General features: G+C 70.1%; 19 protein-coding genes and 1 pseudogene. 9 read left to right on the forward strand and 11 right to left on the reverse strand.

Annotated features, from left to right (window positions below; translation table 11 throughout):
* Positions 1 to 4: 4 nt before the first annotated feature.
* The 6 genes from IE198_RS02660 (at position 5) to pssA (ending at position 6,401) form a co-directional block, all read left to right on the forward strand.
* Entirely contained in the window at positions 5 to 2,017 is a 2,013-nt protein-coding gene (locus IE198_RS02660; RefSeq protein WP_189882148.1) for an ethylmalonyl-CoA mutase, read from the forward strand.
* Positions 2,014 to 2,988 (forward strand): HpcH/HpaI aldolase/citrate lyase family protein, encoded by a 975-nt coding sequence (locus IE198_RS02665; RefSeq protein ID WP_189882150.1) that lies wholly within the window; start codon positions 2,014 to 2,016, stop codon positions 2,986 to 2,988. The genes IE198_RS02660 and IE198_RS02665 overlap by 4 nt, the downstream gene beginning before the upstream one ends.
* 16 nt (positions 2,989 to 3,004) lie before the next feature.
* Positions 3,005 to 3,517, forward strand: a complete 513-nt coding sequence (locus IE198_RS02670; protein ID WP_100110066.1) for a MaoC family dehydratase — start codon at positions 3,005 to 3,007, stop codon at positions 3,515 to 3,517.
* 2 nt (positions 3,518 to 3,519) lie between these two features.
* Positions 3,520 to 4,725 carry an acyl-CoA dehydrogenase family protein gene (locus IE198_RS02675; protein WP_189882152.1) on the forward strand — a complete coding sequence of 402 codons (1,206 nt, stop codon included), beginning with the start codon at positions 3,520 to 3,522 and terminating at the stop codon, positions 4,723 to 4,725.
* A gap of 169 nt (positions 4,726 to 4,894) precedes the next feature.
* A complete protein-coding gene (locus IE198_RS02680; RefSeq protein ID WP_189882153.1) occupies positions 4,895 to 5,551 on the forward strand; it encodes a phosphatidylserine decarboxylase in 657 nt (218 codons plus the stop codon).
* Entirely contained in the window at positions 5,538 to 6,401 is an 864-nt protein-coding gene (gene pssA, locus IE198_RS02685) for a CDP-diacylglycerol--serine O-phosphatidyltransferase (protein WP_373299742.1), read from the forward strand. The genes IE198_RS02680 and pssA overlap by 14 nt, the downstream gene beginning before the upstream one ends.
* Positions 6,402 to 6,570: 169 nt before the next feature.
* On the opposite strand, the gene IE198_RS02690 is transcribed toward pssA, so the two are convergent.
* The 9 genes and pseudogenes from IE198_RS02690 to IE198_RS02725 all read right to left on the reverse strand — a co-directional run bounded on the left by IE198_RS02690 (position 6,571) and on the right by IE198_RS02725 (position 14,336).
* Positions 6,571 to 6,957, reverse strand: a complete 387-nt coding sequence (locus IE198_RS02690) for a VOC family protein (protein ID WP_189882154.1) — start codon at positions 6,955 to 6,957, stop codon at positions 6,571 to 6,573.
* An 81-nt stretch (positions 6,958 to 7,038) separates the two neighbouring features.
* Positions 7,039 to 7,497, reverse strand: coding sequence for an SRPBCC family protein (locus IE198_RS02695; protein ID WP_189882156.1), 459 nt, complete (start codon positions 7,495 to 7,497; stop codon positions 7,039 to 7,041).
* A gap of 181 nt (positions 7,498 to 7,678) precedes the next feature.
* A complete protein-coding gene (locus tag IE198_RS02700) occupies positions 7,679 to 8,938 on the reverse strand; it encodes an ABC transporter substrate-binding protein (RefSeq protein WP_189882159.1) in 1,260 nt (419 codons plus the stop codon).
* Positions 8,935 to 10,005: a branched-chain amino acid ABC transporter permease gene (locus IE198_RS02705; protein ID WP_229833729.1), complete on the reverse strand. Its 1,071-nt coding sequence runs from the start codon at positions 10,003 to 10,005 to the stop codon at positions 8,935 to 8,937. The genes IE198_RS02700 and IE198_RS02705 overlap by 4 nt, the downstream gene beginning before the upstream one ends.
* Before the next feature lie 223 nt (positions 10,006 to 10,228).
* Entirely contained in the window at positions 10,229 to 11,119 is an 891-nt protein-coding gene (locus tag IE198_RS02710; protein WP_189882161.1) for a branched-chain amino acid ABC transporter permease, read from the reverse strand.
* Complete coding sequence (locus tag IE198_RS02715) at positions 11,116 to 11,919, reverse strand: ABC transporter ATP-binding protein (protein WP_189882163.1); 804 nt, start codon at positions 11,917 to 11,919, stop codon at positions 11,116 to 11,118. The genes IE198_RS02710 and IE198_RS02715 overlap by 4 nt, the downstream gene beginning before the upstream one ends.
* Entirely contained in the window at positions 11,916 to 12,716 is an 801-nt protein-coding gene (locus tag IE198_RS02720) for an ABC transporter ATP-binding protein (RefSeq protein ID WP_189882165.1), read from the reverse strand. Before IE198_RS02720 ends, IE198_RS02715 begins: the two co-directional genes overlap by 4 nt.
* Before the next feature lie 282 nt (positions 12,717 to 12,998).
* A pseudogene (locus IE198_RS36525) lies at positions 12,999 to 13,082 on the reverse strand (transcriptional repressor LexA); the annotation flags it as partial.
* A gap of 120 nt (positions 13,083 to 13,202) precedes the next feature.
* Positions 13,203 to 14,336: a glycerate kinase gene (locus IE198_RS02725; RefSeq protein ID WP_189882167.1), complete on the reverse strand. Its 1,134-nt coding sequence runs from the start codon at positions 14,334 to 14,336 to the stop codon at positions 13,203 to 13,205.
* Positions 14,337 to 14,497: 161 nt separating this feature from the next.
* Between IE198_RS02725 and IE198_RS02730 the strand changes: the two genes are divergently transcribed.
* Together IE198_RS02730 and IE198_RS02735 are read left to right on the forward strand one after the other, a co-directional pair.
* Positions 14,498 to 14,992, forward strand: coding sequence for an NUDIX domain-containing protein (locus IE198_RS02730; RefSeq protein ID WP_189882169.1), 495 nt, complete (start codon positions 14,498 to 14,500; stop codon positions 14,990 to 14,992).
* 141 nt (positions 14,993 to 15,133) lie between these two features.
* On the forward strand, positions 15,134 to 16,363 hold the full coding sequence (locus IE198_RS02735) for a YncE family protein (protein ID WP_229833700.1): 1,230 nt from the start codon (positions 15,134 to 15,136) through the stop codon (positions 16,361 to 16,363).
* Here the strand turns inward: IE198_RS02735 and IE198_RS02740 are convergent.
* Complete coding sequence (locus IE198_RS02740; protein ID WP_189882171.1) at positions 16,338 to 16,538, reverse strand: type II toxin-antitoxin system VapB family antitoxin; 201 nt, start codon at positions 16,536 to 16,538, stop codon at positions 16,338 to 16,340. The genes IE198_RS02735 and IE198_RS02740 overlap by 26 nt on opposite strands.
* A 71-nt stretch (positions 16,539 to 16,609) precedes the next feature.
* Between IE198_RS02740 and IE198_RS02745 the strand changes: the two genes are divergently transcribed.
* Positions 16,610 to 17,341, forward strand: coding sequence for an SIR2 family NAD-dependent protein deacylase (locus IE198_RS02745; RefSeq protein ID WP_189882175.1), 732 nt, complete (start codon positions 16,610 to 16,612; stop codon positions 17,339 to 17,341).
* On the opposite strand, the gene IE198_RS02750 is transcribed toward IE198_RS02745, so the two are convergent.
* A complete protein-coding gene (locus IE198_RS02750; RefSeq protein WP_189882177.1) occupies positions 17,338 to 17,847 on the reverse strand; it encodes a methylated-DNA--[protein]-cysteine S-methyltransferase in 510 nt (169 codons plus the stop codon). The genes IE198_RS02745 and IE198_RS02750 overlap by 4 nt on opposite strands.

A 17,847-nucleotide genomic window follows, 5' to 3' on the forward strand; every position in this document is an offset into this window, starting at 1 on the left:
GTAGATGACTGAGCGCAAGAAGGACCGGCCCTGGCTCATGCGGACGTACGCCGGCCACTCCACGGCCGAGGCGTCCAACGAGCTGTACCGGCGCAACCTCGCCAAGGGCCAGACGGGTCTGTCGGTGGCCTTCGACCTGCCGACCCAGACCGGTTACGACCCCGACCACATCCTCGCCCGCGGCGAGGTCGGCCGGGTCGGTGTGCCGGTCTCCCATCTGGGCGACATGCGGCGGCTGTTCCAGGAGATCCCCCTGGAGCAGATGAACACCTCGATGACCATCAACGCCACCGCCATGTGGCTGCTGGCGCTGTACCAGGTGGTCGCGGAGGAGCAGGGCGCGGACATCACCAAGCTCCAGGGCACGACGCAGAACGACATCGTCAAGGAGTACCTCTCGCGCGGGACGCACGTCTTCCCGCCCGGTCCTTCACTGCGCCTGACCACCGACATGATCACGTACACGGTGGCCAACATCCCCAAGTGGAACCCGATCAACATCTGCAGCTACCACCTGCAGGAGGCCGGGGCCACACCGGTGCAGGAGATCGCGTACGCGATGTCCACCGCGATCGCCGTGCTGGACGCGGTGCGCGACTCCGGCCAGGTGCCGCAGGAGAAGTTCGGCGATGTGGTCGCCCGGATCTCGTTCTTCGTGAACGCGGGTGTCCGCTTCATCGAGGAGATGTGCAAGATGCGCGCCTTCGGCCGCATCTGGGACAAGGTCACCCGCGAGCGGTACGGCATCGAGAACGAGAAGCAGCGCCGCTTCCGCTACGGCGTCCAGGTCAACTCCCTGGGCCTCACCGAGGCGCAGCCGGAGAACAACGTCCAGCGCATCGTGCTGGAGATGCTGGCCGTGACCCTGTCCAAGGACGCCCGGGCGCGCGCCGTGCAGCTGCCGGCCTGGAACGAGGCGCTGGGCCTGCCCCGGCCCTGGGACCAGCAGTGGTCGCTGCGCATCCAGCAGGTGCTGGCGCACGAGTCGGACCTGCTGGAGTACGAGGACATCTTCGCCGGCTCGCACGTCATCGAGGCCAAGGTGAGCGCCCTCGTCGACGAGTGCCTGGCCGAGATCGGCCGGATCCAGGAGATGGGCGGCGCGATGGCGGCCGTCGAGTCGGGCTACCTCAAGTCGCAGCTGGTCTCCTCGCACGCCGAGCGGCGCGCGCGGATCGAGGCGGGCGACGAGAAGATCGTCGGCGTCAACATCTACGAGACGACCGAGGAGAACCCGCTCACCGCGGACCTCGACACGGCGATCATGACGGTCGACCCTGCGAACGAGGCCCGGGTCGTCGCCAAGCTGCACGAGTGGCGCGCCGACCGCGAGGAGGGCCGCGCCGCCGAGGCACTCGCGACGCTGAAGAAGGCCGCGGCGGGCACCGAGAACCTGATGGCGGCCACCGTCGAGTGTGCGCGTGCGGGCGTCACCACCGGCGAGTGGGCCTGGGCGCTGCGTGACGTCTTCGGTGAGTTCCGCGCACCGACGGGCGTCAGCAGCGCCCCGGTGGCGGTCACCGCGGAGGCGGGCACCCCGCTCGCCGCCGTACGGGAGAAGGTGTCGCGCACCGCGGAGGAGCTGGGTTGCGGCCGGCTGCGGCTGCTCGTCGGCAAGCCCGGCCTGGACGGGCACTCCAACGGTGCCGAGCAGATCGCCGTACGCGCCCGCGACGCCGGGTTCGAGGTGGTCTACCAGGGCATCCGGCTCACCCCGGAGCAGATAGTCTCCGCCGCCCTGGCGGAGGACGTGCACTGCGTCGGTCTGTCGATCCTGTCCGGTTCGCACGCCGAACTGGTGCCGGACGTGCTGGAGCGCCTGCGCGACGCCGGCGCGGCCGACATCCCGGTGATCGTCGGCGGGATCATCCCCAACGCCGACGGCGCCGCGCTGAAGGCGGCGGGAGTGGCCGCCGTATTCACCCCGAAGGACTTCGGTATCACGGAGATCATCGGCCGTATCGTCGACGAGATCCGTAAAGCGAACAAGCTCGACCCTCTGGAGGTCCCCGCATGAGCACGCCTGTGCACCCGGTCAACCGTCTCCGTCCGCGTCGTTCCTGCCTGGCGGTGCCCGGCTCGAACCCGCGGTTCCTGGAGAAGGCACAGGGCCTGCCGGCCGACCAGGTCTTCCTGGACCTGGAGGACGCCTGCGCCCCGCTGGCCAAGCCGGAGGCCCGGCACACCATCGTGAAGTTCCTCAACGAGGGTGACTGGACGGGCAAGACGCGGGTCGTGCGCGTCAACGACTGGACCACCGAGTGGACCTACCGCGACGTCGTCACCGTCGTCGAGGGCGCCGGCCAGAACCTCGACTGCATCATGCTGCCGAAGGTGCAGAGCGCCGAGCAGATCGTCGCGCTCGACCTGCTGCTCACCCAGATCGAGAAGACCATGGGCTTCGAGCTGGGCAAGATCGGTATCGAGGCGCAGATCGAGAACGCGCAGGGCCTCAACAACGTCAACGCCATCGCGCAGGCGTCCCCGCGCGTGGAGACGATCATCTTCGGCCCGGCCGACTTCATGGCCTCCATCAACATGAAGTCGCTGGTCGTCGGTGAGCAGCCGCCGGGTTACCCTGCCGACGCGTACCACTACATCCTGATGAAGATCCTGATGGCCGCCCGCGCCAACAACCTCCAGGCGATCGACGGCCCCTACCTGCAGATCCGCAACATCGACGGCTACCGCGCAGTCGCGCAGCGCGCCGCCGCGCTCGGCTTCGACGGCAAGTGGGTGCTGCACCCGGGGCAGGTCGATGCGTCCAACGAGATCTTCTCGCCCTCCCAGGAGGACTACGACCACGCCGAGCTGATCCTGGACGCGTACGACTACTACACGTCCGAGGCGGGCGGCAAGAAGGGCTCGGCGATGCTCGGCGACGAGATGATCGACGAGGCCAGCCGCAAGATGGCGCTGGTCATCTCGGGCAAGGGACGCGCCGCCGGAATGCAGCGCACCAGCAAGTTCGAGATCCCCGCCGGCTGAAAAGGACAGAGCGATCATGCAGTTCGGACGCACCTACGAGGAGTTCGAGGTCGGGGCCGTCTACAAGCACTGGCCCGGGAAGACGGTCACGGAGTACGACGACCACCTCTTCTGTCTGCTGACCATGAACCACCACCCGCTCCACATGGACGTCAACTATGCGGAGAACACGACGGACTTCGGTAAGAACGTCGTCGTCGGGAACTACATCTACTCGCTGCTGCTCGGGATGTCCGTGCCGGACGTCTCCGGCAAGGCGATCGCCAACCTGGAGATCGAGTCGCTGCGGCACGTGGCGCCGACCTTCCACGGCGACACCATCTACGGCGAGACCACAGTCCTCGACAAGACCCCGTCGAAGTCGAAGAACGACCGCGGCATCGTCTACGTCGAGACCAAGGGCTACAAGCAGGACGGAACCCTCGTCTGCGTCTTCCGGCGCAAGGTGATGGTCCCGACCGAGACGTACATCAAGGAGCGCGGCGGCGAGCAGCCCGGCCGCCCCGAGCTCAAGACGCAGGAGAAGTAGTCATGGCCCGACTCGCCCGGACCGCAGGTCTGACCGACGTCCAGCAGGAGATCCTTTCCACCGTTCGGGACTTTGTCGACAAGGAGATCATTCCTGTCGCGACCGAACTGGAGCACAAGGACGAGTACCCGCAGGAGATCGTCGACGGTCTCAAGGAACTCGGACTGTTCGGCCTGATGATCCCCGAGGAGTACGGCGGCCTGGGCGAGTCCCTTCTCACGTACGCGCTGTGCGTCGAGGAGATCGCCCGCGGCTGGATGTCCGTCTCCGGCATCATCAACACGCACTTCATCGTGGCGTACATGCTCAAGCAGCACGGCACGCAGGAGCAGAAGGACACCTTCCTGCCGCGGATGGCGCTCGGCGAGGTCCGGGGCGCGTTCTCGATGTCGGAGCCGGCCCTCGGCTCGGACGTGTCGGCCATCACGTCCAAGGGCGTCAAGGACGGCGACGAGTACGTCCTCAACGGCCAGAAGATGTGGCTGACGAACGGCGGCACGTCCACTCTGGTCGCCGTTCTGTGCCGGAGTGACGAAGGACACCCCGAGGGCACCGCCCCGCACAAGTCGATGACGACCTTCCTCGTCGAGAAGGAGCCCGGTTTCGGAGAGGTCCGCCCCGGCCTCACCATTCCCGGGAAGATCGACAAGATGGGCTACAAGGGCGTCGACACGACCGAGCTCATCATGGACGGACTGCGCATTCCGGCCAATCGGGTCCTCGGTGGAACCACCGGCCGAGGGTTTTACCAAATGATGGACGGGGTCGAGGTCGGCCGGGTGAACGTCGCGGCCCGTGGCTGCGGCGTCGCGCAGCGTGCCTTCGAACTCGGCGTCTCCTATGCCCAGCAGCGCCACACCTTCGGCAAGCCGATCGCCTCCCACCAGGCGATCCAGTTCAAGCTGGCCGAGATGGCCACCAAGGTGGAGGCCGCGCATGCGATGATGGTGAACGCGGCACGCAAAAAGGACTCCGGGGAGCGAAACGACCTGGAGGCAGGGATGGCGAAGTACCTCGCCTCCGAGTACTGCAAGGAAGTCGTCGAGGACGCCTTCCGTATCCACGGCGGCTACGGCTTCTCCAAGGAGTACGAGATCGAGCGCCTCTACCGGGAGGCCCCGATGCTGCTGATCGGCGAAGGTACCGCCGAGATCCAGAAAATGATCATTGGTCGTCGGCTGCTCGAGGAGTACCGATTCCAGGGTTGATTGTCGCTTTTGAGTCGGTTAAGGCCGGAAGATGATCACACCCTGTCATCATCTTCCGGCCGCCGACTCGGCTTCTGCCTTTCCCAGTTGCGGGTCGTAACCGATACGATCGCGGGAAAGCCGCCGTCCCCCGTTGCCAGCGCGGCATCATCCGCTACGAAGGTCATCCATGCCCCACAGCCAAACCTCTGCACCTCGCGACAGCCTCCTTGGCGTACGTATCGCTCGCGGAGCATCGCCGTGGCTTCTGCCGACCGTCGCCACCGCTGCACTCAGCCTGGCCCGTGCCCGCCGCTCGCGGCGGGCCGCGGCCGTTGCCGTGCCCACCACCGCGCTCGCGGCGGGCATGCTGTGGTTCTTCCGCGACCCTGAGCGTGAGATCGCACAGGGCCGGGTCATCTCGCCCGCCGACGGCGTGGTGCAGAGCATCATGCCGTGGAAGGACGGACGTACCCGCGTCGCGATCTTCATGAGCCCGCTCAATGTCCACGTCAACCGCGCGCCGCTGGCCGGCACGGTGACGTCGGTCGAGCACATTCCCGGCGGCTTCGTCCCCGCGTTCAACAAGGAGAGCGAGAACAACGAGCGCGTTGTCTGGCACTTCGACACCGAACTCGGCGACATCGAGATGGTCCAGATCGCCGGTGCGGTCGCGCGGCGGATCGTCCCCTACATCCCGCAGGGCACGAAGGTCGAGCAGGGTGAGCGCATCGGTCTGATCCGCTTCGGATCGCGCGTCGACATCTACCTTCCGGAAGGTGTGGACGTCGCCGTCGAGGTCGGTCAGACCACGACCGCGGGGGTGACTCGCATTGACCGTGGTTGATCCCGACACACAGGCGACCAACTGGGTCGACGAGGACGAGGACGGCGACACCGAGGAGATGCCGCTGTCGCTGCGCCTGTCGATAGCGGACACGCTCACCCTCGGCAACGCGACGTGCGGATTCATGGCGGTGTACTTCACCACCACCGGAATCCTCATCCCGGACCTGCAGGGCAGCCAGGAGACCGGCATGGCGCGGCACAGCGCCGCGACCGCCGTGATCCTCATGCTGCTCGCGGCGATCTTCGACCTCTGCGACGGACTCGTGGCGCGCAAGCTGCGCAGCTCGCCGATGGGCGCGGAGCTGGACAACCTCTCCGACCTGATCAGCTTCGGCCTCGCGCCGGCGTACTTCGTGCTCGTCTACGGAATGGTCGGCGACGACGCCCACCAGAAGGTCTCGGCGGTGGCGGCGATCGTTGTGCTGCTGGCGGTGGTGCTGCGGCTTGCGAGATTCTCGTGCGTGACGATGAAGGACGGCATGTTCCAGGGCATGCCGAGCCCCTTCGGGGCGCTCACCGTCGTCTCGATCGTCCTGCTCGAGCTGCCGTTCATCCCGACACTGCTGGCGATCATCGGCACCGCGTGGCTGATGGTGAGCCGGGTCGAGTATCCGAAGCCGCGGGGTGTACTTGCGGTCGCGATGCTGAGCTGGATCGTCGCGGCGATGGGCATGCTGGCGGCCTGGGCGTTCGACGCCCCCGGGGGCCAGGTCATGCTGCAGATGGGCTGTGCGCTGCAGATCGTGATGGCGGCGACGATCCCGCTGTTCGCGACGGCTCGCCGGGTGAACACCTTCCGCGACAACCGTCGCGAGAGCCGCGAGGCGCGGGCGGCGCAGGTGCCGTAGCGCCTCTGGCGCGCGTGGCGTGAACGCCGAGGGGCCCCGGATGCGAGAGCATCCGGGGCCCTCGGCGCGTTCGGGCCGCCCGATCACCGCACGGCCGGGTACGGAACGCCGCCAGTTCCGTGGGCGGTGGCCGCGGCCTGGCGGCTGTGGTGCACGGTGCTGAGTCCCGTCAAGGGCGATGGCGAAGCGGATGGTCCTCGGGCACCTCCACCACCGCGATGCGCACTCCGTCCGGGTCTGCGATCCACATCTCGACCAACCCCCACGGCTCCCTCTGCGGCGCCCGCAGCACCGCTACGCCCCGTTTCCGCAGTTCGTCGTGGGCGGCCCGGACGTCGGGCACCTGCAGCCACAGCCGCACCGCCGACGAGGGCGGGGTGTCGGAGCGGCCGGAGAGTTCGAGGAACCCGCCGCCGAGGAAGTACACCGTTCCCCGCTCGGTGCCGGTCCCGAATTCACGGTAGACCGCCAGCCCCAGAGCGCGGCCGTAGAAGTCGCGCGAGCGCTGCGGATCGGTAGGGCTCAGCAGAATCCTGCTGCCAAGTACGTGCACCATGCGGCAGAGCGTACGGGCCGGGGCGTCGGTCGCGGCGGCGGCAACCCGCCGCCACTGCGACGACGACGGCCCGAGCCGGGGTCATCCCGGCTTGATGCGACCGCGCCAGGCTCCGCTCTCGCCACCCTGGTGCTCGATGTACTCCTTGAAACGTCGCATGTCGCCCTTGACGCGCCGGTCGATCATCCCGGTCATGTCAGCGGCCTTCTCGGCGACACCCCCGGGCTCGACGTCCATCACGAGTTCCACGCGCGTGTGCGTCTCGTCCAGGCGCTGGAAGCTCACCATGCCCTTCTGCTTGGTGTCGCCACCGATGGTGCGCCAGGTGATGCGTTCGTCGGGGAGCTGGTCGACGATCTCGGTGTCGAATTCCCGCTTTACTCCTCCGATCTTGGTGGTCCAGTGGTTGTGGCGGTCGTCGACCTGGGTGACCGTCTCCACGCCTTCCATGAAGTTCGGGAATTCCTCGAACATCGTCCACTGGTTGTAGGCGGTGCGGACGGGGACCTCGACCTCGACGGTCTCCTTCACCGTGCTCATGCTGTGCCTCCTCCTCGATCTGCCGCGGGGCAAGCTCTGCCGCGCAGGCCGTGCGTTGTGGCGGGTACCCAGCGGCCGCCTTCCTACAACCGTGCGGGCCGTGCATTGTCCGCCGAGCACGCCTCGCCCCCTGGCGACGTGCGCCAGGGGGCGAGGCCGGGCCGGGAGGGCCAGGGGTGGGTCAGCCCGCCGAGGGCTTGTAGGAATCCGCGGCCTTCGCTGCCGTGGCCGGGCGGACCACCTTCAGGCCGCCGGGGACGCTCTTGTCCGGCTTCATGATCAGGCTCTTGCGGGTGGACGGCGCCGCCGGGTCCGAGAAGTCGTGAGTGATGCCGAAGTCGCTCTCGTACTTGTTCAGCGTCAGCAGCGCCTTGTCCACTCCCTCTCGGGTGAGGTCCTTGGAGTCGCACGCCTTCTTCAACGCCTCGCCGAAGACACTCGCCGCCGTGTACCCGGCGACGACGCCGTTGTCGAGGCCGTCCTTCGGATAAGCGGCCTTGTACTCCTTGGCGAGCTTCGCCGGGCCCGCGTCGGGTGCCCCGATGGGAAGCGTGGACGCGGCGATGTAGAAGTCCTTGGCCAGCGCCGGCCCCGCCGGTGTGGCCAGCAGCTGCGGCGCGAAGGCCGAGTTGTTGCCGATGACCGGGACGTTGAAGCCGCCCGCCGCCGCGACGCCGACGAGCGAGGCCGCCTGGCGCGGGCCGGCGCTGAGCAGGATCGCCTTGACGCCCGCCTTCTTCAACGCGGCGACCTGCGCGGACATGTCGTTGTCGGTCGGCTTGATCTTCTGCTCGACGACGGTGAGACCTGCCTGCTTCGCCGCGTACCGGGAGCCGGCGAGCGCGTTCTCGCCGTAGTCGCCCTCGAAGAAGACGTGGCCGATCTTGTCGCCCTTGGCGATGCGCTTCTCGGCGAGCAGGTAGTCGACGGCGTTGATCGTCTCGATGTCGTACGTCGCTCCGATCACCCGGATGTACGGGCTTCCGAGCAGGCTCGCGGACCACGCCTGGGGCAGTACGAGCCCCTTGTTCTGGCCGTCGATGCGCTGCTCGACCGCGGCGACGAACGGCGAGCCGATGAACTGGGCGAAGCCGAGCACCTTCGGCTCGAGCTCGGTGTAACCGGCAACGGCCTTCTGCGGGTCGTAGCCGTGGTCGCGAACGGTCAGTTCGATCTTCCGGTCGCAGATACCGCCGGCGGCGTTGGTCTGCTTGGCCCACAGCTGCTGGGCCTGGGTGACGCTCTTGCCGAGGGACGCGTAGACCCCGGTCATGTCGGTCAGCACGCCAAGAGTGATCGTCTTGTCGCTGACGCCCTTCCCGGTCTTCACTCCCCCGGCGCCCTTGGTGTCACCGTCGCCGCTGGCGGCCTTGGAGCTGCAGCCGGCCGTCACCGTCAGCGCGAGGACGGCGAGGACCGCCGCATAGGTTCTTGATTTCATTTCTTCTCCCGAGAGGACGGAACGAGGCGGGTGAGGCCGCCGGGCAGGAACAGCACGACCGCGACGACCGCCGCGCCGTACAGATAGCGGGATGCCTCGCCCGGGGAGACGCCGCCGGTGCCCGGTGCGGAGACCAGGGGCAGGGCGTCGCTCCAGCGGGTGAGCACCTGGGGCAGCAGCGAGACGAAGACGGCGCCGACGACGGCGCCGGCCACCGTGCCGAGACCGCCGATGACGATCATGGCGAGGTACTCGAGCGAGAGGATCATGCCGAAGTACTCGGGCACGGTCCGCTGGAAGACCAGCGCGAGCAGAACGCCCGCCAGGCCCGCGTACATCGAGGACAGGACGAAGACGGCGGCACGGTAGCGGGCGACCGGCACGCCCATCACGCCGGCGGCGATGCGGTGGTCCCGCAGGGCGTTCATCGCCCGGCCGGGCCGCCCGCGGAGCACCCCGCGGGCGAAGAGCCCGCAGGCCAGGAGCGCGACGAGCGCGACGTACCAGAGCTTCTCCATGGACTGGAACGGGACGGCGGCGACAACGAGTTCCGCGTCGTCGAAGTCGAACCCGAAGAGGGAGAGCGGAGGTACGGAGCGGCCGTTGAAACCGCCGGTCAGGTCACGGGCGTTGAACAGCACATGCTGGCCGACGAAGATCAGCGCGAGGGTCGCGATACCGAGGTACGCACCGCGCAGCCGGCCGGCGATCGGGCTGAACACACCGCCCGCGAGCCCCGCGAGGCACACGGCGAGCACGGCGGCCAGCCAGGTCGGCAGGCCGAAGCCGGTGAGCTGGTGGCCGCTCTCCACCTCGTTGCCGCCGGCCAGGACGCAGTAGCCGTACGCGCCGACGGCGAGGAAGAAGGCGTGGCCCATGGACAGCTGCCCGGTCGCACCGGTGAGCAGGTTGAGCCCGATGGCGCCGATGGCGGCGGCCATGGCGAACAGCCCGGCCTGCAGCCAGAAACGGTCGAGGTAGAAGGGCAGCGCGAGGAGCAGGAGCGAGAGCGCGACCCAGGCGTACGCGCGCGGCCTTGGCCGGGCGCGGAGCCACGTCGGCCGCACGGCCGTGGGTGGCTCCGGCGGCTCTGCCGCCGATGGCTCGGCCGGCGTCGCGGAAGCCGCGGGCTCGGTGTCGGTGTCGGCGGCGTGGGCGTCAGGCACCGCCGCAGGCGCGGACGGCTTCGACGCGGCCGACTCGGGCACGGAGGGCCCGGCGGTCCCGGAGTCGGCCGCCTGGCCGGCGGGGGCGTCGGGGGCCGGCGTGACCGGGCCCGGGCGGGAGGTGTCAGACACGGGCTAGCTCCTTCGTGCCGAAGAGTCCGGCGGGCCGCGCCAGCAGCACGAGCAGCATCACCAGATACGGGGCGAGGTCACCGATCCCTCCGCCGAGGAACGTCAGTTCGCTCTGGTATCCCGTGGCGAACGACTCCGTGACCCCGACGATCAGACCGCCGGCGAGCGCGCCCGTCGTCGAGTCCAGGCCGCCGAGGATGGCCGCGGGGAACGCCTTGAGGGCGGCGAGCGACGTGGCCCGTTCCAGGCCGGGCGTCGGGAAGACGGTCAGGAACAGCGCCGCGACCGCGGCCAGCGCACCGGCGACCGCCCAGGCCGACATGGACACCCGGCCGAGGCGTACCCCCATCAGCGCGGCCGTCTGCGGGTTCTCGGCCGCCGCCCGCATGGCCACGCCCCACGAGGTGTAACGGAAGGCGAGCAGGAACGCGGTGATCAGCAGCGCTGCCGCGGCGAAGGCGGCGATCCTGGTCTGGGCGATCGTGATCTCACCGAGGTTCACGACCCGGTCGCCCCACGGGTCGCCCAGCGCCATCACGTCCGTGCCGATCAGGCGGGTCAGCTCGGTCGTCAGCAGGATGTCGACGCCGATCGTCACGATGGCGAGGACGCTGTGGTCGGAGCCCCGGTAGCGCCGCATGACCAGGAAGTCGACGGCCGAGCCGACGACCGCGGCGCCCGCGATGCCGACGGCCAGCGCCGGCCAGAAGCCGAGGTCGTCGTGGAGGACGGCGGTGACGTAGCCGCCGGCGAGCAGGAGCGAGGCGTGGGCGAAGTTGACCACTTCGGTCGCCTTGAAGATCACGACGAAGCCGAGGGCGATCAGTGCGTAGACGGAGCCCATGGACAGGCCGCCGAGGAGAAGTTCGGTGAACGTGGTCATGGCGTGGCCTCCGTACCGAGGTACGCCTGGACGACTGCCGGATCACTCTGCACCTGTGCGGGCGTGCCGCCCGCGATACGGCGTCCGAAGTCGAGCACGGTCACGGCGTCCGCGAGCCGCATCACCACCCCCATGTCATGTTCTACGAGCACGATCGATATACCGAGGCTGTCGCGTACGCCCGCGACGACGGCGGCGGTCTGCCGCCGTTCGTCGGCGGTCATTCCGGCGACGGGTTCGTCGAGGAGCAGGATCCGCGGCTCCATGCACAGGGCGCGGGCCAGCTCCACGAGCTTCTGCTTGCCGTACGGGAGTTCACCGGCCGGCCGGTCGAGGTCGTCCGCGAGGCCGACGAACTCGGCGATCTCCGCCACCCGTTCGCGGTGCCGGCGTTCCTCGCGCGCCGCCGACGGCAGCCGCAGTCCCGCCGCCACGAACCCGGTACGGGTCAGCCGGTGCCGGCCCAGCAGCAGGCTGTCGGCGACCGTGGCGCTGGGCGGGAGCGCGAGGTTCTGGAACGTCCGGGCCACGCCGAGGGCCGCGATGCGGTGCGGCGGGAGGCCGGTGAGCTCGTCGTCACCGAAGCGGACGCTGCCCGCTGTCGCCTTGTAGACGCCGGAGAGCACGTTGAACGTGGTCGACTTGCCGGCCCCGTTCGGCCCGATGACGGCGTGGACACTGCCCGGTTCGACGGTGAACGAGACCCCGTCGAGAGCGGTGAGCCCGGCGAAACGGACGGTCACGTCCTCGACCGCGAGCGTCGCGACGGCGGTGGTCGTGGTGGTTGTCGTCGTGGTCATGCAGACCACCTCCGCAGCTCGGGCGCGACGCGCTCGGCCCGGTCGGCATCCTGCGCGGCGGTCTCGTCGACGACGCCGAGGTAGCGGCGCCGGACCTCGTCGGAGGCCGCCAGCTCGTCGGCGGGGCCCGCGAGCGCGACCTCGCCGACGTCCAGGACGTACGCGGTGGACGCCAGGCGCAGGGCGATCGCCGCGTTCTGCTCCACGAGCATGACGGGTGTACCGGCCGCGTTGATCTCCTGGACCGTCTCCGCGATCCGCGCCGCCATCAGCGGGGCGAGGCCGAGGGAGGGCTCGTCCAGCAGGAGCAGCCGGGGCCGGGCCATCAACGCACGGCCCATGGCGAGCATCTGCTGCTCGCCGCCGGACAGGAGACCGGCCTTCTGGTGGGCCCGGTCGGCCAGTACGGGAAACAGCTCGTGCACACGGGCGAGCGATGCGGCGGACTCCCGGCGGCCGCGCACACCGAGGGTCCCGGCCCGCAGATTGTCCGCCACGGTCATCCGCGCGAAGACCTGCCGGCCCTCGGGCACCTGGACGACTCCTGCTGCCACGACGCCGGCGGCACTGAGGCCGTCGAGCGGGCGGCCCTCGAACGTGATCGTCCCGGCGGTGACGTGCCCTCGCTGGAACGGCAGTGTGCGTGACACCGCCCGCAGCAGGGTGGACTTGCCTGCGCCGTTGCCGCCGAGCACGGCGACTACGGCGCGCTCGGGCACCTCTATGGAGACGTCTCGCAACGCCCGTACGGGCCCGTACCCCACGGACAGCGCCCGCACCTCCAGCGCGGCGGCCATACGCAACCCCTTGTCCGGCTCGCCAGCGGTCGGCTCGCCTGTCGGAGCCAACACCAACACCGGCCGCCACCCGCGGTCCATGTCTCCCACCCGACTCGCTGCGCCTGACCAGCGGCGGGAGAGCCACGTTGTGCACGCGCACAGCCCCGGTCCACGGGCTCGACCACATCGCGTTCGGGCCGGAACCGCCCGTTTCCGCAGAACCTTTGCGTGGCACATCGCCCGAAGGCCCGGCGGCCTGGTGGCACGCGCCGTCCAGTACGGAAACCTGCGCACCCCTCAGTGCGGCACGAGCCACGATCGACCGATCGCGTGGCGCCGGAAGCGCTTCACCGTGGCTTCCTCGTCGATCATGGCCGCGACGATGGTATGGCCAGAGGGGGCCGAGCCCGGGCAGGGGCGGGGCATCGCCCAGGCACAGCCCACCCGGCGCGAGCGGTGGCCCGCAAGGCGCGGCCCGAAGCTGCCGCGCCCTGGGCCGTCCCGTCAGGTCAGGAAGTCCCTTGCGATGGACATCGCCGCACGCTCCAGCAGCGGCCCCGCCTCCGCCATGCACTTCGCCGGGTCCGGTTCGATCGCCGTCAGGGCGTAGGCGCGGCGGATTCCCGCGTGGCCCAGGGCCTCCGGGGGGAGGGCCAGGCGGCCACATACCGCGACGACCTCGAGGTCGCGGGCACGGGCAGCCGCCGCGACGCCCGCGGGGGCCTTGCCGTGCAGGGTCTGCTGGTCCAGGGAGCCCTCACCGGTGATGACGAGGGTCGCCCGCTCCAGCGCACGGGCGAAGCCGAGTACGTCGAGCATGACCTCGATGCCGGGCCGGAAGCTCGCTCCGAGGGCGACGAGCGCCCCGTAACCGATGCCGCCGGCCGCGCCCGCGCCGGGCAGGTCCGCCTGGTCGGGTCCGAGGACGGACGCGTAGTGCGCGAGGGCCTCGTCGAGAACGGCGACGTCCTCAGGCGTGGCGCCCTTCTGCGGGCCGTACACGGCGGGCGCGCCCTTGGGCCCGGTCAGCGGGTTGTCGACGTCGCTGGCCAGGATCAGTTCCACGTCCTTGAAACGGGCGTCGAGCCCGGACAGGTCGGCCGTCGCAAGGTCGCGCAGTCCTCCGCCCCCGGGCGGCACCGGCCGGCCGGACGCGTCGAGGAAGCGCCCGCCGAGCGCGGCGAGCATGCCTGCCCCGCCGTCGGTGGTCGCGCTGCCGCCCACGCCGAAGACGATCGTGCGCGCGCCCGCGTCGAGCGCGGCGCGCAGCAGTTCCCCGGAGCCGTACGTCGTGGCCGTCAGCGGCGCGAAGACGCCTGCCGGGAGGTGCTGGAGGCCCGAGGCCTCCGCCATCTCGACGACGGCGGTGCCGTCCCGCAGGGCGTACGCCGCGGTGAGCAACTCGCCGCGCGGTCCGGTGACCTGCACCTCGCGGCGCTCGAACCCGGCCGCCACCGCGGCGGCGACCGTCCCGTCGCCGCCGTCGGCCACGGGGAGGGCCTCAACGGCCAGGCCTGGCACGACCCGCTGGAGGCCGGCCGTCACCCGCTCCGCGACCTGCACGGCCGTGAGCGAGCCCTTGAACTTGTCAGCCGCGACGAGCACCCGCGCGGGTTGAGAAACTGCTCCGTCCGTCACCTTGCATCCCTTGCTATCGAACAGGCAGTCGCGCCGCCCCGACCCTATCGGCAGCGTCGGAGGACGTGCCACCCCGGCATCGTCCGACATCGCGCGGAAAAGATGGTCGGGAAGCACAAGCCGGGCGCGTCGGGCGCAGGCCATGTCCTACGCTGCGTGCCGTGACGACCTCCGACTACGCGGCGTACATTGCGTCCCTGCCCCGTGTCCTCGCCGGCGCCGCCGCGCTGCTGCGTGACGGCGAGGGGCGGGTGCTGCTCGTCGAGCCGAACTACCGCAAGGGCTGGGCGCTGCCCGGCGGCACCGTCGAGTCCGATCTGGGCGAGACGCCGCGCCAGGCCGCCCGGAGGGAGACGCTGGAGGAGATCGGCCTGGAAGTCGAGCTGGGGGCGTTGCTCGCGGTCGACTGGGTGCCCGGAGAGGGCCGACCGCCGATCGCCGCGTATGTGTACGACGGCGGAGTGCTGTCCGCGGACCGGTTCGAGGCGATCCGGCTGCAGGAGGAGGAGCTGGTGTCCTGGCGGCTGGTGGCCCGGGAGGACCTCCCGGAGTATCTGCTGGGTTCGCTGGGCGACCGGGTGCTCGCCGCCCTCGACGCGCTGGCGGCCGGGACCGGCACGGTCGAGCTGGAGAGCGGGCTGCCACCGGTCGTCTGACCGCCCGACCGGGGCGGGTTTCGCCCGTTCCGCCGGTAACCGGCCCACCGTAGACGGCCGTTCACGACGCGTTGTCCGAACCGACCAGGGCCGTGCACACCCGCCGGGCAGCATCCGGATCCCCAGGACTCCGGAGGGACAATGTTCCTGCAGCTGCGCGGCTGGCTGACCGCCATCGCGGCCCTGACGCTGGTGACGACCGCCGGCACCGCTCCCGCCGCCGCCCCCCACGAGACATCCTCGACCACACGAGCCGTCGTCGGCCCCGCCCTCCCCCGCATCGCCGCTGCGCATACCCCCGTACGGGCGCTGCCCGCCTCCGTCGCCGGGGGCACCTGGAGGTCGGGCCACCTCCAGGGGATGGCCTTCGACCCGGGCAAGCGCCATCTGTACTTCTCGTTCACCGACATGATCGTCAAGACGGACCTGGCCGGACGTCCGCTCGGATCGGTCCGCGGCATCGGCGGGCACCTGGGCGACCTGGACTTCAACCCGCGGGACGGGCGGGTCTACGGCTCTTTGGAGTACGCCGATGCCGTGGCCTTCCACATCGCCGTCTTCGACGGCGACCGGATGACGCGGATGAACATGGACGCGCAGACCGGCGGCGTGGTGACGACCGTCCATCTCGACGAGGTCCGCCGCGACCACACGGCGGACATGGACGGCGACGGCGTCTTCGACGGCCCGACCGCGGACACCGCCGACCACCGCTACGGGAACGCCGGCATCGACGGGATCGCGTTCGGCCCCGCCTTCGGCAGTAGGGGCGGGCCGCAGCGGCTGACCGTCGCCTACGGCGTGTACGCCAACACGCGCCGCGAGGACAACGACCACCAGGTGCTGCTCCAGTACGACACGAGGGACTGGAAGCGTTACGAGCGGCCTCTGGACGAGTCGCGCCACAATCGCCGGGGCCCGGCCGGGCCCGACGGCAAGTACTTCGTCCACACCGGCAACACCACGTTCGGCGTGCAGAACCTGGAGTACGACGGGCACAGCGGCAACTGGCTGATGGCCGTCTACAAGGGCACCAAGCCGTCCTTCCCCAACTACGGGCTCTTCGTCGTCGACGGCAGCCGGCCGCCCGTGACCGGTGAGATCCGCGGGCAGCGGCGGCCGGAGCGGGGCCTGCTGCTGTCGCTGCTGCCCGAGGGACTGCGGCACAGGGCGTCGGGGACGTACGGCTTCGAGTCCCCGGGGCAGTTCGGGCTGGTCGCGCTCGACGACGGCCGGTTCTACGTGGGCAAGGCCGCCAAGGTCCGCGACGGCGGCGTCACCAGGCAGACCGGCAGTGCCGAGATGCACCGCTGGACGGGAGCCGCGCCGACGCCGTTCGTCAAGGTCACCCCTGGGGCTCCGGCGGGGTGACGTCCCGTTCGGCGCGGGGCTCCTCGCGCGCGGCCGCCCGCGCCTCCGTGCGGTGGCCGCGTGCGATGTAGTCGCGCACGACGAGTTCGACCGCGTCCTGCGGACTGCCCACCCCGGCGAGAACCATGACCTCGACGACGAGTTCGGCGTCCAGACTGACCGTGACCTTCGGCATGGGCGGACGGTAGCACCGGCGGTGCGGAAACGGTTCGCTAACGGTGACGCCGCCTGCGTAGGCTCGGCCGTATGACTCTCGTCGCGATCCTCAGCGGCGCCGGCATCTCCACGGACTCCGGCATCCCCGACTACCGTGGCCCACAGGGCCTTTGGCGGCGCGATCCGGAGGCCGAGAAGCTCGTCACGTACGACTACTACATGGCCGACCCCGACATCCGGCGCCGCTCGTGGATCATGCGGCGCGAGAGCGCGACCTGGAACGCGGAGCCGAACGCCGCGCACCGGGCCGTGGCCGAGCTCGACCGCCGCCCGGGTGTCGCGGTGCGGGTCATCACTCAGAACGTCGACGGGCTGCACCAGCTCGGCGGCATGCCCGACCGCAAGGTGCTCGAACTGCACGGCACCGCACGGACGGTGACCTGCACCCGCTGCCACGTCCGCTCCCCGATGGCGGACGCGCTGGCGCGGGTCGCGGCAGGCGAGGACGACCCGGCGTGCACGAAGTGCGGCGGGATCCTCAAGTCGGCGACGATCATGTTCGGCGAACGGCTGGACCCGGTGGTACTCGGCCAGGCCATGGCCGTCGCCAAGGCCTGCGAGGTGTTCGTCGCCGTCGGCACGACGCTCCAGGTGCAGCCCGCAGCCTCACTGGCCGGTATCGCGGCCGAGCACGGCGCCCGGCTGATCGTGGTGAACGCCGAACCGACACCGTACGACGAGCTGGCCGACGAGGTCGTGCGGGAGCCGATCGGGACGGCGCTGCCCGCGCTGCTGGAGCGGTTGGCCGGCGAGAAACCCTAGAAGAGCGCGTCGTCCCCCGCCCCGTACTCGAACGCGAGCAGCCGCTGCTTGCGGTCCAGGCCGCCGCCGTAGCCGACGAGGCTGCCGGAGGAGCCGATGACCCGGTGGCAGGGCACGATGATGCCGATCGGGTTCCTGCCGTTGGCGAGGCCCACCGCGCGGGACGCGCCCCGGTTGCCGAGCTCCTCGGCCAGTTCGCCGTAGGTGCGGGTCTCGCCGTACGGGATCTGCCGCAGCCTCTCCCAGACGCTGCGCTGGAAGGCCGTGCCCTCGACGTGCATCGGCAGGTCGAAGTCGGTCAGTTCACGGGCGAAGTAGGCCTCGAGCTGGCGAATCGTCTCTGCGAACGGCGACTCGTCGCGGTCGCCGAAGGTCTCTTCCCCGGGACGGTGCCGCTGACCGGTCATGTAGAGGCCGCTCAGTACTCCGTCGGTCGCCACGAGCGTGAGCGGGCCGTACGGGCTGTCGACGACTGTGTGCCGCCTGATGGAGGTGAGGCTGGTCAT

Source organism: Streptomyces xantholiticus (genome assembly GCF_014651015.1).
Lineage (GTDB): Bacteria > Actinomycetota > Actinomycetes > Streptomycetales > Streptomycetaceae > Streptomyces > Streptomyces xantholiticus.

Excerpts from the sequence above, each read along its gene's own strand:
- IE198_RS02660 (WP_189882148.1), top strand. The coding sequence starts at position 5 with ATGACTGAGCGCAAGAAGGACCGGCCCTGGCTCATGCGGACGTACGCC.
- IE198_RS02665 (WP_189882150.1), top strand. The coding sequence starts at position 2,014 with ATGAGCACGCCTGTGCACCCGGTCAACCGTCTCCGTCCGCGTCGTTCC.
- IE198_RS02670 (WP_100110066.1), top strand. The coding sequence starts at position 3,005 with ATGCAGTTCGGACGCACCTACGAGGAGTTCGAGGTCGGGGCCGTCTAC.
- IE198_RS02675 (WP_189882152.1), top strand. The coding sequence starts at position 3,520 with ATGGCCCGACTCGCCCGGACCGCAGGTCTGACCGACGTCCAGCAGGAG.
- IE198_RS02680 (WP_189882153.1), top strand. The coding sequence starts at position 4,895 with ATGCCCCACAGCCAAACCTCTGCACCTCGCGACAGCCTCCTTGGCGTA.
- IE198_RS02690 (WP_189882154.1), bottom strand. The coding sequence starts at position 6,957 with ATGGTGCACGTACTTGGCAGCAGGATTCTGCTGAGCCCTACCGATCCG.
- IE198_RS02695 (WP_189882156.1), bottom strand. The coding sequence starts at position 7,497 with ATGAGCACGGTGAAGGAGACCGTCGAGGTCGAGGTCCCCGTCCGCACC.
- IE198_RS02700 (WP_189882159.1), bottom strand. The coding sequence starts at position 8,938 with ATGAAATCAAGAACCTATGCGGCGGTCCTCGCCGTCCTCGCGCTGACG.
- IE198_RS02710 (WP_189882161.1), bottom strand. The coding sequence starts at position 11,119 with ATGACCACGTTCACCGAACTTCTCCTCGGCGGCCTGTCCATGGGCTCC.
- IE198_RS02715 (WP_189882163.1), bottom strand. The coding sequence starts at position 11,919 with ATGACCACGACGACAACCACCACGACCACCGCCGTCGCGACGCTCGCG.
- IE198_RS02720 (WP_189882165.1), bottom strand. The coding sequence starts at position 12,716 with ATGGCCGCCGCGCTGGAGGTGCGGGCGCTGTCCGTGGGGTACGGGCCC.
- IE198_RS02735 (WP_229833700.1), top strand. The coding sequence starts at position 15,134 with ATGTTCCTGCAGCTGCGCGGCTGGCTGACCGCCATCGCGGCCCTGACG.
- IE198_RS02740 (WP_189882171.1), bottom strand. The coding sequence starts at position 16,538 with ATGCCGAAGGTCACGGTCAGTCTGGACGCCGAACTCGTCGTCGAGGTC.
- IE198_RS02745 (WP_189882175.1), top strand. The coding sequence starts at position 16,610 with ATGACTCTCGTCGCGATCCTCAGCGGCGCCGGCATCTCCACGGACTCC.
- IE198_RS02750 (WP_189882177.1), bottom strand. The coding sequence starts at position 17,847 with ATGACCAGCCTCACCTCCATCAGGCGGCACACAGTCGTCGACAGCCCG.